General features: G+C 51.1%; 13 protein-coding genes. 8 read left to right on the forward strand and 5 right to left on the reverse strand.

The genetic code is table 11. From position 1 onward, the window contains the following. Positions 1-200: 200 nt before the first annotated feature. Positions 201-797: a hypothetical protein gene (locus IPN95_15005; protein ID MBK9450682.1), complete on the reverse strand. Its 597-nt coding sequence runs from the start codon at positions 795-797 to the stop codon at positions 201-203. A gap of 182 nt (positions 798-979) precedes the next feature. Here IPN95_15005 and IPN95_15010 point away from each other — a divergent pair, with 182 nt between their 5' ends. From IPN95_15010 to dnaJ, 8 genes are all read left to right on the forward strand, one after another. Further along, positions 980-4,036, forward strand: coding sequence for a right-handed parallel beta-helix repeat-containing protein (locus tag IPN95_15010; GenBank protein ID MBK9450683.1), 3,057 nt, complete (start codon positions 980-982; stop codon positions 4,034-4,036). Then, complete coding sequence (locus IPN95_15015) at positions 3,961-4,374, forward strand: T9SS type A sorting domain-containing protein (protein MBK9450684.1); 414 nt, start codon at positions 3,961-3,963, stop codon at positions 4,372-4,374. Before IPN95_15010 ends, IPN95_15015 begins: the two co-directional genes overlap by 76 nt. A 144-nt stretch (positions 4,375-4,518) precedes the next feature. Next, positions 4,519-6,738, forward strand: coding sequence for a UvrD-helicase domain-containing protein (locus IPN95_15020; protein ID MBK9450685.1), 2,220 nt, complete (start codon positions 4,519-4,521; stop codon positions 6,736-6,738). A gap of 112 nt (positions 6,739-6,850) precedes the next feature. Further along, positions 6,851-7,510 (forward strand): DUF4290 domain-containing protein, encoded by a 660-nt coding sequence (locus IPN95_15025; GenBank protein MBK9450686.1) that lies wholly within the window; start codon positions 6,851-6,853, stop codon positions 7,508-7,510. Between the two features lie 6 nt (positions 7,511-7,516). Then, on the forward strand, positions 7,517-8,842 hold the full coding sequence (gene murA / locus IPN95_15030) for a UDP-N-acetylglucosamine 1-carboxyvinyltransferase (GenBank protein MBK9450687.1): 1,326 nt from the start codon (positions 7,517-7,519) through the stop codon (positions 8,840-8,842). A gap of 28 nt (positions 8,843-8,870) precedes the next feature. Continuing rightward, complete coding sequence (locus tag IPN95_15035; GenBank protein ID MBK9450688.1) at positions 8,871-10,088, forward strand: DUF255 domain-containing protein; 1,218 nt, start codon at positions 8,871-8,873, stop codon at positions 10,086-10,088. 71 nt (positions 10,089-10,159) lie between these two features. Beyond that, the gene (locus tag IPN95_15040; GenBank protein ID MBK9450689.1) at positions 10,160-10,699 is read left to right on the forward strand and encodes a nucleotide exchange factor GrpE; all 540 of its coding nucleotides are present in this window, start codon (positions 10,160-10,162) and stop codon (positions 10,697-10,699) included. Positions 10,700-10,703: 4 nt separating this feature from the next. Next, the gene (gene dnaJ, locus IPN95_15045) at positions 10,704-11,861 is read left to right on the forward strand and encodes a molecular chaperone DnaJ (protein MBK9450690.1); all 1,158 of its coding nucleotides are present in this window, start codon (positions 10,704-10,706) and stop codon (positions 11,859-11,861) included. Between the two features lie 36 nt (positions 11,862-11,897). Here the strand turns inward: dnaJ and IPN95_15050 are convergent, their stop codons facing one another. From IPN95_15050 to IPN95_15065, 4 genes are all read right to left on the reverse strand, one after another. Then, on the reverse strand, positions 11,898-13,058 hold the full coding sequence (locus IPN95_15050) for an acyltransferase (GenBank protein ID MBK9450691.1): 1,161 nt from the start codon (positions 13,056-13,058) through the stop codon (positions 11,898-11,900). 123 nt (positions 13,059-13,181) lie between these two features. After that, on the reverse strand, positions 13,182-13,643 hold the full coding sequence (locus IPN95_15055; GenBank protein ID MBK9450692.1) for a DUF1569 domain-containing protein: 462 nt from the start codon (positions 13,641-13,643) through the stop codon (positions 13,182-13,184). A 79-nt stretch (positions 13,644-13,722) separates the two neighbouring features. Next, positions 13,723-13,872, reverse strand: a complete 150-nt coding sequence (locus tag IPN95_15060) for a hypothetical protein (GenBank protein MBK9450693.1) — start codon at positions 13,870-13,872, stop codon at positions 13,723-13,725. Positions 13,873-13,882: 10 nt separating this feature from the next. Beyond that, positions 13,883-14,599, reverse strand: coding sequence for a hypothetical protein (locus IPN95_15065; protein ID MBK9450694.1), 717 nt, complete (start codon positions 14,597-14,599; stop codon positions 13,883-13,885). Positions 14,600-14,617: the final 18 nt, after the last annotated feature.

Consider the following 14,617-nt stretch of genomic DNA (forward strand, 5'->3'; position numbering starts at 1 on the left):
TCTGCAAGGCGCCTCGGTCAACGCGATCCTCTTCAGCGATCAAAAAGACCTCATCGAAAACCACAGGAAGTGAAAAGTGAAAAGTGAAAAACTATAAGTGAAAAGTGAACGGTTAGCCCTTTCATTTCAGGGACTTTTCACTTTTCACTCTCCACTTTTCACCACTTTTCACTTAAAAAGCTGTTGCGATGATGCGCCATTCACCGTCGAGGCGCTTGTAAATCGCCTTGCTGAGGAGGGAATCGTGATACCCCTCGCACCGCATTTTGAAGTTCGAGGATGGCATTTCGATCGTTTTCTTTGCCTACCAAAAGGAGGTTGTGGCAAGGAATTGCGGCATACATTTCCGTTCCAAATTCGGCTTCCAAGGTGAGCCAAAGGTTGCTCAACAGCAGAAATGAGGCCTCATATTTGCCGCCGGATGCGATTCTGCTCAATCCATTGTCGAGTAAAATCAGCTGCAAGTCTTCGCCCATTCTGTCCTTGAGATTGCGAAAGCCCTGCTGAATCAACGCCATATCGTCCCAAACTTCATCGCCTTGTCGGTCATTTTCCCTGACAAAATCGAATCCGCGCTCCCGGTCCTGCACGAATTGCACTGCAAGATCCTCGAGCATGGGCACGGTGACAATTTTGCTACTGAGATCCACAACTTGTGAAGTTGACAGGCGCATATGTCGTCCAAGATCACGCTGATAAATCGCGTGGGCACGGTCGGCGATGAGACGCGGGAATAGCAACTGCGGATCAATCAAACTGGTATCCATGGCATTGGCGAGGAGGCCAAAGATAGGCACCGCCTTTGTTTGTTCAAAAACTAAGATCTCTTAGGCCAGTTCTAAGGTGAATTTCAGCTCCGAATCCGTATTATTGTATTGACGCGTCGGCAAAAGCAGAATTGCTACGCAGTTTGGCCGCACATGGAATCAGAATCTTCTTGTCGGCTTGGATTTAGAACTACAAAAACACAATTGGAATGATGAAAAATTCTACAAAATGCTTGTTGCTTGCATTGCTATGCATTTTATGCTCAACAACGGGAATGGCTTACGGGGCATTGAATGGTAACTATACCATCAATTCGGGGGCGCCGGCCTCGGCCAGCAACTATCAGACGATTGCCTCGGCGGTTTCCGATTTGATGTCCGGCACACGCGCCGACGGCGGCATAGTGAACGGACCGGGGGTGACAGGACCCGTGAACCTCCGCATTGTCGCTGGATCAGGACCTTATACAGAACAAATCTCGTTTGGTGCCATAGCGGGCACCAATGCGACCAACTATGTGAGGCTTAGCGGTGGCGCTACGCGGGAAACGATTCAATTCACCAATACGACCACAACCGATCGCCATGTTGTGCGGCTAACCGGAACCAAAAACATCATTTTGGACAGCTTGACCATCGTGAACAATGGTGCAACCTATGGGTACGGCGTTTGGATCACCAACAATTCTGACTCCAACTTTGTAAAAAACAGCGTCATTACCGTCAACCCAACCACAACGAGCTCAAGTTTTTGCGGGATCTCGATCTCAGGCACGACCCCAACCACGCTTGGCAACAATGGGGACTACAACACCATCCAAGGAAATGTGATTACTGGCGGATACTACTCGGTAGCGATCAACGGGACGAGCACAACAGTCTTTGCGCAAAACAATCATGTACTCAATAACGAATTGCGTGAATTCTACTACTACGGATTGCGCCACTATGCCCAAAATGCAGCAGTCATCAGCGGAAATTACATTCACGCCCGCAGTACAGGCACAACGGCCGGCTACGGAATGTACATCTATTACAATGACCGGTTCTTGATTGAGCGCAATTGGGTCACCAACTACGGCGCCTACGGCGTCTACATTTACTACGGCAATTACCAAGGTGGGGCATCAAGTTCGAGGGCCACGTTGCGCAACAACTTCATCGGAGGCACCTTGCTGAACAGTACAACGCCCTATGGCATCTATGTTACCACCAATACGACCAACGTCGATTTTTTCCACAACTCGGTGAGTCTGGTTGCAGGCAACGGCCGCTGCATATATATCCTTTCCGGCTCTGGCAATGACGTCCGCAACAATTCGTTTTCCGTCAGGAACTCCACCACCGGATGGGCGGCCTACGTGTCGTCGACGGCCTACGTCACCAACATGGACTACAATAACTACTACGCACCAGGATCCTCCAACTTTCTCTATTTGAGTGCGCCCTATTCACAAAGCACCTATATCGGAGGTGCAGGATTCAATGCCAATTCGAAGGATGGAGATCCCAATTACATCAACCCAGCTTCAGACCTGCATGCCTTTGCTGCGCAATTGTTTGACAGTGGGGATCCCATCGTTGGCGTGAATTCAGACTATGACAATGACCTTCGCCCGAATCCCTTCTCTACGATCCCTGACATTGGCGCCGATGAATATATGCCCGACACCATTGACATCGCTCCGATCACCTTTCTCACCCCCGCAAACAATATTTGCCCTGACAGCCAGCAGGTTGTGAGCGTGATCATTTCCAACAAGGGATTAAATTCGATTACCAACATCCCCATGACCGCCAATGTCACCGGCGCATTGACGGCTACACTCACGGCGACCTACACCGATACGCTTGATTTGGGCGAGTCAGACACAGTTTTGCTCGGCACACTTAACACCTGGCCAGGTGGAGTGCTCAACTTCGAAGTTTACAGCGCAGTACCTGGAGATCAAACGCTAAGTAATGACACGTTGGCTGCTACACGCAACATCAACCTCACACCTGCTGCTCCAGCCGCTACCAACGACACCGTGTGCGCAGGCGACAGCACCATGTTGGTCGCCAGTTCCACCGGCACGAATTATTGGTACGATGCTCCTTTTGGCGGAACGGTCCTCGCCAACGCCGATACCCTTCATACAGGTCCGCTCAACACCAACACCACTTACTATGTCGAGGCAAAAGGCGTTGCTTCCAATTCACTCGAGACCACTTTTGCCAACAACAACAGCTGTGGCGGGGGCAATATGTTTGAAATCACTGCCTACAACGAAATCACAGTGGACAGTTTTGACCTGAATATGAATGCTGGCACCGTCAATGTCGATGTATATTACAAGGTGGGGACTTTTACAGGCTTTGAGACGACAGGCGCCGCGTGGACCTTGCTCGGCAGCGGATCCGCAACGAGTACGGGAACAGGGATACCTACGCGCTTGGCAGTCGGCGGGCTCACAATCCCTGCGGGTCAGACCTACGCCATTTATATCTATGCAACGAATATGGTCTACACGACACTTACAGTCCCGACGAATTATACCAACTCCGATATGAATCTTTTGGCGGGTGTAGGCCTGTGTTCACTATTTGGCGGAACCAACAATCCAAGAGGCTGGAATGGAAGGGTTTACTACACGGCTGAAGGTTGTGCGTCTCCACGTACCCCCGTAAGCGTTGCCGTAAATCCGGTCCCTGCGGTGAGTATCGCCGACACGAGTACATGCAGTTCCTTGACATTGGATGCTGGCGCGGGCGGTGCCACGTACACTTGGAGCACGGGCGACAGTACGCAGACGATCGTTGCCAATGCAAGCGGCACCTACAATGTCACGGTGAGCAGCGCTGCAGGATGCTATGCCTCTGACTCCGCTGCCATCGTGATCAATACCCCGGCAACGGTAAATTTGGGCAACGACCAACTCCTTTGCGACGGTGCAAGTTCTACCTTGGATGCGGGAAATACCCCTGGCAGCAGCTTTGCTTGGAGTACAGGTGATACCACGCAAACGATTGTTGTTTCGGCCGCCGGGAATTATACCGTGGCAGTTACGACACTGGAAGGCTGTGTGACCACAGACACCCTTGTCGCCACAACGCTGAATTCGCCAAGTGGCAGCTTTGTTGCAGACACTTCAGGCTGTCCTACGATTGCCTTCACGGGCGCCAATGCCGGCGGCATCGCAAGTGCGACAAGTTGGGATTTTGGGGATGGAAATACGGCGACAGGCAGGCCAACCATACCTATACCGCCAACGGAACTTATAATGTGACCTATGTGCTTGCAAATGACTGCGGCGGTGATACGGTAACCGTTCCAGTCACCATCGCTTGCCTCGTGGGCACGACTGCACCCAATGGAACTGTGATCAGCCTTTACCCCAATCCGACCAATGGTTTTGCGGCACTTGAGCTGCAACTGCCCAACACGACAGAGACGGAGGTAGCCGTGACTGATATCACTGGCAAGATCATTTTCCGCCAAAATCAGGCGTATCCATCTGGCAAAAGCCTTCTTCAGATTGATTTGTCAAAGGCGAGCGCTGGAATTTACCTCGTTCATGTGACCACCGAAGGTCTGAAATGGCAAGGTAAATTGGTCAAGAACTGATCTCCAAAAGTCCTGAAAATGGGGAATGCCGGTGTTGGTATTCCCCATTTTTCATTTTCGGAGATTGGCTTGCAGGTATCCATTTTCCGTCCGCTTCTCTGAACTTCGTTTCTCCATTGTTCATTAATCAGTAGCTTTGTTGCGATGTACTTTTTGGACGAATTGAATGAAGCTCAACGTGCAGCCGCGGCTGCGACGGATGGTGCTGTCATGATCATTGCAGGGGCAGGTTCCGGAAAAACCCGCACGCTCACCTTTCGCTTGGCCTTCATTATTGATCAAGGATTTGCAGATCCTTTTGAAGTGCTCGCGCTGACCTTTACCAACAAGGCGGCCAAGGAAATGAAGGAAAGGATCGTCAAATTGGTGGGGCCCGAGGCGAAAAATATCTGGATGGGAACCTTTCACAGCATTTTTGCAAGAATGCTGCGAATGGAGGCCGAAAAAATCGGCTACACCAACTCCTTCACCATTTACGATACCGACGATACCGAGAGTTTGCTCAAGAAAGTCGTGGATTCGATGGCTTTGGATCCCAAAAAATTCAAGCCAAGGGTCCTTTACACCCACATTTCCAGCGCAAAAAGCGCCTTGGTCGATCCGGAGGACTATGCGATCAACTACGTCACCGACGAACAAAGCAATACGATCGCAAGAATTTACAAAATCTATCAGACCAGGCTTTTTGAAAGCAATTCGATGGATTTTGATGACCTGTTGATGAAGCCGATTGAGCTTTTTCAGCGGTTTCCCGATGTCTTGCACAAATGGCAGAAGCGCTTCAAATACATCATGGTGGATGAGTATCAAGATACCAACCACGCGCAGTACATGATTACGCGCATGCTTGCCGGTCACCATGGCAACGTTTGCGTGGTGGGCGATGATGCGCAATCCATTTACTCTTTCCGCGGCGCCAACATTGCCAACATCCTGAACTTCAAAAAGGATTATCCCGAGGCGCGCCAATTCAAACTGGAGCAGAATTACCGTTCCACCAAAAACATCGTTGGGGCCGCCAACAGCGTGATTGCACGGAACAAGGACCAGCTGCAAAAAACGGTCTACACCGACAATGACGCGGGTGACCTCATCAAAATCCTGGAATCCAACACCGAGCAGGATGAAAGCAAGGCCGTGACGGATGCGATTCGGGAGCAAAAAATGCGCAACAGCTATCGCAACCAAGACTTTGCGATCCTTTACCGCACCAACGCGCAGTCGCGCTCCGTGGAAACCGAATTGCGCCGCGCCAACATCCGCTACAAAATCTTTGGCGGACAAAGCTTTTACAAACGCAAGGAAATCAAGGATGTGACCAGCTATCTAAAGCTGGCGATCAATCCCAAAGATACCGCAGCCCTGCTGCGCGTGATCAACTACCCGGTCAGGGGGATTGGCAAATCCTCCCTCGACAAACTGACGGTCATCGCCGACGAAGCCAAGCTCGGGCTTTGGGAGGCTTTGATGCAGGTCGAGCGCTTCACCGAATTGGGCAAAGCCCGGAAGGCATTTGCAGATTTCGTCCTGATGATCCGCACATTCGGCATCAAGGCCAAGGAGGCCAATGCCTACGAAGCTGCGAGTTACATCGCCAAACAGAGCGGCATTCTCAAGGAATTGCACCAGGAAAACAGCATTGAAAGCCTGAGCCGCTGGGAAAACGTGCAGGAACTCCTCAACGCAGCCAAGGAATTCACCGAAGATCCTGATCAAGATGCCCATTCGCTCGATGCCTTCCTCGCCGAAATTTCGCTCTACAGTGATCAGGATGACAAGGAGGACGACCTCGACTTCGTGACCCTGATGTCGATTCACGCGGCGAAGGGCTTGGAGTTTCCGAGTGTATTTGTGGTCGGCATGGAGGAGGAATTGTTCCCGAGTTTCATGTCATTGGGCAGCCGCGCAGATTTGGAGGAGGAACGCCGCCTGTTTTATGTCGCTGTGACCCGCGCCAAGGACCGGCTCACGTTGAGCTACGCCAAAAGCCGCTACAAATACGGCAGCCTGAGCTACAATGAACCCAGCAGGTTTCTGACAGAAATCGATGTTGAATATCTTGCGCTACCGAGTCGCGGGCGCGGGCCTGCTCCTGCACAACAAGGCATCCCGATCACAACGCGTTCGCTCACGCAGCGTCCACAGCGCGGCACGCAACGCGGCGCAAGCATTCAAGAAGAATTCGAAGGGGACAACCTTGATGGGCTCCGCCCCGGCATGGAAGTGCGCCACAGCAAGTTTGGTCAAGGAAAAGTCCTCGTCGTCGACGGAAACGCGCAGGAAAGGAAAGCCACGATCTTTTTTCAGGACATCGGGCAGAAGGTATTGCTGCTCAAGTATGCAAAACTGAAGATTTTGAATTAAGTTTGCCAACCAAGGCGCTTGGGCATGGAATCGATGACGCTGCTGGCAATTGCGCCCCGAAGCGAATAAGCAGCAATGGTCCTGAGCGCCCGAATCAACACGATAAGATAGCATGAAGTACAAGATCTCTGACGAGCCCATGAAATTGAGAGAATTTGGACGTAACGTTCAAATGATGCTCGACTATTGTAAGACACTCCCCGACCGCGAAGAACGGAATGCATTGGCCCGCACCATCGTGCGTATCATGGCCCATATCAATCCTTCAGTTACCGAAGAGGCTGACTATCAGCAGAAGCTTTGGGACCACCTGATGCTCCTTGCAGACTACGATCTCGATGCGGATATTCCTGCCGAATTTACCCGTGCCGAAGAGAGCCGCAGATTCACGCGCCCCAAGACGCGCATGGAATACCGCACCCATCGTTCGCGCTTCCTGCAATACGGCCATAACGTCGAGCTACTCGCCGAGCAAGCCTACAAAATGGAAGACGAAGAGGAAAAAATGGCGCTCGTCGCCTTGATCCTCAATGTCATGAAAATGCAGATCAAGGGCGCCGAAAAGGACATCAATGCCGAGCTCATCGTCTGCGAACACTTGAAAACGTTGAGCAAGGGCAGGTTGGATTACCAACCCGAAGACGTGCGCTTCCACAAGTATGCACGTGAAACGATGCCGCAATTGGCCAACTACAGCACGGCAACCTATCAACCGCGCAACGGCGCCAAAAAGAAAAAGAAGAAGGTCCAACCCCAAAAGAAGTACAAATAAGCAGCTATGCAATACTTTGAGATCGAAGGTGGTCACCAATTAACGGGTGAAATCGAGCCCCAAGGAGCTAAAAACGAGGCACTACAGGTTGTTTGTGCCGTATTGCTCACCGAGGAAAAGGTTGTTCTGGAGAACGTTCCTGACATTCTCGACGTCAACCGCCTCATCGAGCTGCTTGAAATCATCGGCGTCGAGGTCAAGCGCCTCGAACCTGGAAAAATCGCCTTCCGCGCCAAGGACGTCAAAATCAGCCTGCTCAACGGGCCTGAATTCCGGAATGCAGCTGCAAGGTTGCGTGGTTCCATGATGATCCTCGGTCCGCTGTTGGCACGTTTTGGCGAAGCCTTGATGCCGCAGCCGGGTGGGGACAAAATCGGTCGTCGCAGGGTCGACACGCACTTCCTCGGTTTTCAGCAGTTGGGCGCCCACTTCGTCTACAACGAAAAGGAAAGCTATTTCAAGGTCTTCTCCCATGGCCGTCTCAAGGGCACGTTCATGCACTTGGACGAACCCTCCGTTACGGGTACAGCCAACATTATCATGGCGGCAGTCCTTGCAGAAGGCACCACGACGATCTACAATGCCGCCTGCGAGCCTTATATTCAGCAACTCTGCAAGTTGCTCAACAGCATGGGCGCCAAAATCGAGGAAACCACGATTGGCTCCAACAAGCTGATCATCAACGGCGTTGAAAAGCTCGGCGGCAACAAAAAACCGCACCGGATTTTGGCCGACATGATCGAAGTCGGTTCCTTCATTGGTATGGCAGCCATGACGCAAAGTCAGTTGACGATCAAGAATGCCGATGTGGAGCACTTGGGCTTGATTCCTTCGGTTTTCCGTCGACTGGGCGTCGACTTGGAAGTACGCGGCAACGACTTGATCGTGAACCGTCAATCGATTTGCAAGATTGACACCTATATAGATGGTACTTCGCTGACCATTTATGACCACCCATGGCCGGGCTTCACGCCTGACCTTTTGAGCATCGTGCTCGTGGTGGCAACGCAATGCGAAGGCAGTGTGCTCATTCACCAGAAAATGTTTGAGAGCCGGCTGTTTTTCGTGGACAAATTGATCGAAATGGGTGCACAGGTGATTTTGTGTGACCCGCACCGCGCGGTCGTCATCGGTCTTGGGCGCAAGCACATGCTGCGTGCCATCCGCATGACTAGTCCGGATATCCGTGCCGGCATCGCCCTGCTCATTGCCGCGCTCGGGGCCAACGGCACAAGCCGCATCTACAACATCGAGCAGATTGACCGCGGTTATCAGAATATCGAAGCGAGACTCAACGCGCTAGGTGCCCGCATCAAGCGCATGAAGGAATAGGGCCATCCATCAAGGCAGCCCACATTTCATGGTGTATTTCTACCGGCTCACTTTCACGTTTGCTGCCCTCCTTGGATTGATACTGGGACTTGGCAGCAATTCCCACGCGGCAAACGCTGATTTGGCGTTGGAAGGTGGCATGGACAGCATTCCACGAAATGCACTGGTCTTTGTCGAGGGGTTTGATTCCCAAGGAAAAAGCATCAGCATTTCTGTAGGATTAATTGTCAAAAAGGGCTTTGTCGCACTCAACTACCACTACTTGGTGGGTGCCACCGAAGTCAAATGTTTCAAACCGGGCGAGACACAGGCGCACGTTTCCAATGGATTTTTGTCCGTCGAGGAAAACCAAGACCTGATCGTCATTTCCGTTCCAACGCTTGAAGGTACGATTGCGAACCTCAGTCCGCTGAATTTTCCTGCCAATGGGAGTACCGTGCAATTAACTGGCAGTGCAGATCAGCATCGATTGGTTTTCGGAAATGCGCTGGTTTCCGGTACCAAGGACATCCTCGGGAAAACCATGCCGCAGATGATTTCCACGCAAATGGAAGACTGCACCGGCGGTCCGATTTTTCAAGGAAATCAGGTCGTAGGCTTTGCAGTGGCCGGCTATTTGGATGATCGCAGGTACTATGCCTACGGGATTCCAGCCTACGAATTGAAACGTTTGCTCAACCGCAGCTTCATCATCAAGACTTTCAGTGCTATGAGTGAAATGGCCCCCACCCCATTCGCCCCCTTTCAAGCAAACTTGATGGAATCGTTGGAGGCTGTGCTTTGGCAAAGCTTTGCCGACGCGGAGCGCGTGGTCACGAAACGCAAGAAGATGGTGCTGATCGACGTTTCGACCAAATGGACAGGATGGTCCAACCTCATGGAAAAAAACACCTACACCAAAAAGGGGATCATCCGCTATCTGAACGAGAATTTTTATGCCGTGCGGTTGGATGCAGAATCCAATGACACCATCGTCTTCAACCGGCTGGCATACCACCGCAATTCTGGCAGTCCCTACCATACATTGGCTTACTCTTTGCTTGAGGGGAATATGCAGTTTCCATCCACGGTGATTCTCGACGAGGAGTTGAATGAATTGTTGGTGATCCCGGGATATATGGATGCAAAAAAGATGGAGGTGGTTCTCCATTATTTCTTTGAAAAGGCCTATCTCAATGTTGCACTCAGCTTCCAGCAATACGAATCCAAGTATTGGGAAAAGCTGCGTGTGTTGGATGGCAACTAAGTTGTTTTACAGAAACATATAGAAAAATGAGCCAGAAAGACTTGGAAGAAACATCAGAATCAGTTTCAGAAATGATTGATAACGAGAGCGAAATCTCTGAAATCGAGGTTTCGGCAGTGGAGGAGGTTCCTGCAAACGACGATCAGTTGCTCATGGACATGCGCGCAGAGTTGGAATCTGCCAAAAAGCGTGCAAACGAAGCCACCGATCAATATTTACGCGTGTTGGCTGAGTTTGACAACTTCAGAAAGCGTAGTCGCCGCGAATATGATTCGTTGCAGGAATATGCCTCGGAAAAAGTACTTAGCGCATTGTTGACGGTCTTGGACGACTTTGACCGAACGCTGACAGCAATGGAAAAAACTGACAATTTGTCATCCATCAAAGATGGCATTACGTTGGTCACCAACAAACTTCACCGCACCCTCGAAAAGGAAGGTCTTAACCTGATCGACTGCCAAGATGCAGACTTTGACAGCTCCTTGCATGAAGCGATTCACAGCATCGAGGTCCCTGCCGAGAAAAAAGGGAAGGTCTTGGAGCAAGTCGAGAAGGGTTACCGCCTCAAAGACAAGGTGATCCGGTATGCGAAAGTAATCGTGGGAGAATAAGGGCATGGCCAAGAGAGATTATTACGAAGTACTTGGCGTCGCCAAAGACGCTCCCAAAGACGACATCAAAAAGTCGTACCGCAAGCTTGCCATGCAGTATCACCCCGACAAAAATCCGGGTGATGCAACGGCAGAGGACAAGTTCAAGGAGGCTGCTGAAGCCTACGAAGTGCTGAGCGATGAGCAAAAGCGCGCCCAATACGACCGTTTTGGCCACGCAGCCATGGGTGGTAACGGTGGCGGATACACGCAGGTAAACATGGACGACATTTTCTCCCGCTTCAGCGACATCTTTGGTGGCGGCGGTGGAAGTCCATTTGAAAGCATTTTTGGCGGCGGCGGCGGCCGGCAGCGGCAACGTCCACGTGGGCAACGCGGAAGCGATCTGCGGGTCAAGGTTCCCTTGACCATGGAAGAAATCTATGATGGCGTTACCAAAAAGATCAAACTTTCACGCCACGCGACCTGCGAAACCTGCAACGGCATTGGTGCAAGCAGTTCCGACGCTTACCGCACATGCACGACTTGCAACGGCAGCGGCGAGTTGCGTCGTCAAGCAGGGGGAGGATTTTTCCAGCAAATCGTCGTCAGTGCTTGCCCGACCTGTCAAGGCGAAGGCCGCGTGATCTCAGCCGCATGTCCTGCATGCAGCGGAGAAGGCCGCAAAGAGATTTCCGAGGTGCTCGAGGTGAAAATCCCAGGCGGTATTACCGAAGGCATGCAAATCACGATGCGTGGCAAAGGCAATGCAGGCAAACGTGGCGGCGCACCGGGCGACCTGATCATCTTGGTGGAAGAAACAGCACACGCCGAATACGAACGCCATGGTGACGACCTCATCTACGAACTCTGGCTCAACTTCGCGGATGCAGCCATGGGTACAAGTGTGGAGGTACCAACCCTGAGCGGCAAAACTCGCTTCAAGATTGCTCCCGGCACACAATCAGGCAAAATCTTCAGGCTCAAGGGCAAAGGGTTTCCGATCATCAACGGCTACGGACGAGGTGATCAGCTGATTCAAGTTCATATCTGGGTGCCTCAGACGCTCAGCCGTGACGAAAAAGCTGCGATGGAGAAAATCAAGGAGAGTCCGAATTTCAATCCCAATCCCACCAAAAGTGACAAGGGATTCTTTCAACGAATCAAAGACATGTTTTCTTAGGAAACATCGATACATCAATAAGGGGGCTTTGCCCCCTTATTGTTTTCCATGAGGGACTTTTTCCCGTGCATTCAGTGGAAACCTATCTCGCAAATCGCGCATGGGTCGCTCAAAATAGCGAAATAGGACCCAAGAAAGGACGAAGGTGATCGCCCAAAACAATCCAAATCGTACAAAGGCAATACCCAACGGGGGTTGCTGATCGAGTGCACGGCTCATTTCTCCGGTGAGAATAGGCAACAAGATCAACTGCACCAAAGTAAGATTGAGCAAGTACATCGAATAAGATACTGTGCTCACAAATCGCACCGGCATTCCCAGATACTTCCATCGGGTTGATCGCCAACTCGCAAGGAAAGGCAATGCAAGCATGCCTGCCAACGGTTCAAAACTCGGTTGCCAAACTGCCCGGTAATAGATTCCGTTGCTGAGGAAGCGCATGTTCACTGTCATCATGAACACGATCGCCAGGGACAAACCCAAACCCCAATCCTTATACTTGATGCAAAACTCTTTTTTATAACGGAAAAGGTAAGCCATTATCACACCATACATCAAGCTATCAAGACGATAGATCACAATCTTGCGCAGCATATCTGGAAGCTTCTTGTCTTCCGGGTCGAGATAGTACTGCTGCATTCGTAAAACAAGTGGCAAGACCAAAATGGTGATTGCGACAAAAAGCACCGCATTTTTTCGTTCCTTGAATAAAAATGAGCACGCAAAAATCAGCACAGGCAGAAGCAGGTAAAACCACTCTTCTACCGACAAACTCCAAGCCTCTGGAAAGAAAAACTCCGGATGGGGGACCACCAAGTTCTGAGAAAAAATGTAATAGGTCCAAGTGAATTCGTCGGTGGATCTCCCCAAAGCATAGCAGAGGACAAGCACCAGGGTGAGGATCAATACATAATTGGGGAGGGTACGAAACCAACGGCGAATCCAAAATTGGAAGATTTCACGGGGTCCAAAATTTTGTTCCTCCAGAATTCGCAGCAGAATCCCGCCAATCAGAAACCCGCTGAGCACAAAGAAGACCGATACGCCATCCATGGCAGGCAGTGGCAGGTTGAAAATCCGTTGCACAGAGACCGGCAATACAAACATCGAATGCATGTACATGACGATCAATATCGCGATGGCACGCATAAGATCAAGACCAAAAATCCGGCCACTAGCCTCCTCTTTCTCCAACATTTAAATCTGGGATATCTTTGTAACTCAAAATAAGTACGTAGACCCCGAATATGCAATTTTGCAACAAAACACCCTGGGATCCCGAGAGAAAAGGAAAAGCTGGAAAACAATTCATTGGGCTACCTAAACACCAAATTGCCTCAAATGATGATCCAAATGGATCCAACCCATTCGGCACCACTCCTTTTCACCCATTATCCCAAAGGTTGGGTGGGCGGCCCAAGGGTATTCATTCCCTTTGGAAACCACGATATCGATGTAGGCATACAAGGCTTGGCGGTCTTTTTCAAAATCAGTGGGCTTTGTACCGCTCGTAAGCTGATCGAGCTCCGGCATGGTTGACACCTTCCCCTTTGGAGCTGGCATTCCCGCCAAAACCAACCATCGCATCAGCGTGCGCCCAAAAAATCCTGCCTCGCCCTTCACTGGCAACTCTCCCAAAGCCATCCTGAACTGATCGGCGAGGTGGCAAAGCACCTGAGCGGCATTCATCTTGCCCCACAACGCAGGAGAATCGGGCTGCAACTTCGCGATTCTCGCCATCATGGCGGTTTTTGCGTCCGGATCCAACAGGGTATTCTTCATGTGACATTCGACTTAAGAACTGCTAAAATAGTGCACATTCCGCAATTTGCCGGTCATTCTTCGCAGCTGAGGCAGTCTTTCATCCTTCATTGGCTGCTCCTTCCATCGAACTCAGCTTCGTTGACCATTTCTCGAATCCTTCTTCGATTTCTTCCTTGCCCTCACGACGGGAGCGCATTCGTTGCTTACGCCAACGCTTCTCCCTTTCGATGGCCTCATCGTCTCTCATCTTGTCAAACTTACGCTTTGGCATCGTCCATCACCTCCTTTCCCCGTGCATAGTCGAGCCTACCTTGCGCAAATGCCTCCCAAGCTTCGTTGACTTCCTTGCGGTGCTCACGGTCCCGCAACTTTGATTTTGTATCCCTGCGAATGGATTTCCAGCCATTGCGACGTGGAGACTTGATTTTCAGGCCATGCTCCCGGAGACAGCCTTGTGTTTCAAGCGCGTCGAGATAGGCAATCTCCTGCTTGAGTTCCACGTTGGGAATGAAGCGATGCGCAATCCAGAGTTTGGACCGCCGGGATTCAAATACCCAGGGTTCGATGACGCAATAAACCCGCTGATAGCGGTCCCAGCCCTGATAAAAATAGCCTTTGAGGTGGTTGGGGAGGCGTTCATACCTCCTCGAATTCAATTTTGCAGGCGTATGCCGCCATTCTTCCCAACGCCTCAGCTTTGGATTCCAGTTTTTGAAATCCTTGCGCCGCGCGTCTTCCACCTTCTGCACATGCTGCAGCAATTCCAGGAACCGACGTGCATCCGACCGGCTTGCGACATCTTTTCGCACCACCAAATGCCTGCGATATCCCCAGAATTTCGGCACCTCCAACGGCACACGTTCTTCATTTTCATGACGATCCAGAATCCAGAGCTGGTTACTTCTCCTCCGGATTTGGATCATTCGCTTTTCGGCAGCCGTTTTATTGGCACGCACGAATAACCGATCGCCCATAAGACCTTCGATCTTAAA

Source organism: Bacteroidota bacterium, from assembly GCA_016718825.1.
GTDB lineage: Bacteria > Bacteroidota > Bacteroidia > J057 > JADKCL01 > JADKCL01.

Excerpts from the sequence above, each read along its gene's own strand:
- IPN95_15010 (MBK9450683.1), top strand. The coding sequence starts at position 980 with ATGAAAAATTCTACAAAATGCTTGTTGCTTGCATTGCTATGCATTTTA.
- murA (MBK9450687.1), top strand. The coding sequence starts at position 7,517 with ATGCAATACTTTGAGATCGAAGGTGGTCACCAATTAACGGGTGAAATC.
- IPN95_15050 (MBK9450691.1), bottom strand. The coding sequence starts at position 13,058 with ATGTTGGAGAAAGAGGAGGCTAGTGGCCGGATTTTTGGTCTTGATCTT.
- IPN95_15025 (MBK9450686.1), top strand. The coding sequence starts at position 6,851 with ATGAAGTACAAGATCTCTGACGAGCCCATGAAATTGAGAGAATTTGGA.
- IPN95_15055 (MBK9450692.1), bottom strand. The coding sequence starts at position 13,643 with ATGAAGAATACCCTGTTGGATCCGGACGCAAAAACCGCCATGATGGCG.
- IPN95_15035 (MBK9450688.1), top strand. The coding sequence starts at position 8,871 with ATGGTGTATTTCTACCGGCTCACTTTCACGTTTGCTGCCCTCCTTGGA.
- IPN95_15020 (MBK9450685.1), top strand. The coding sequence starts at position 4,519 with ATGTACTTTTTGGACGAATTGAATGAAGCTCAACGTGCAGCCGCGGCT.
- IPN95_15060 (MBK9450693.1), bottom strand. The coding sequence starts at position 13,872 with ATGAGAGACGATGAGGCCATCGAAAGGGAGAAGCGTTGGCGTAAGCAA.
- IPN95_15040 (MBK9450689.1), top strand. The coding sequence starts at position 10,160 with ATGATTGATAACGAGAGCGAAATCTCTGAAATCGAGGTTTCGGCAGTG.
- IPN95_15065 (MBK9450694.1), bottom strand. The coding sequence starts at position 14,599 with ATGGGCGATCGGTTATTCGTGCGTGCCAATAAAACGGCTGCCGAAAAG.
- dnaJ (MBK9450690.1), top strand. The coding sequence starts at position 10,704 with ATGGCCAAGAGAGATTATTACGAAGTACTTGGCGTCGCCAAAGACGCT.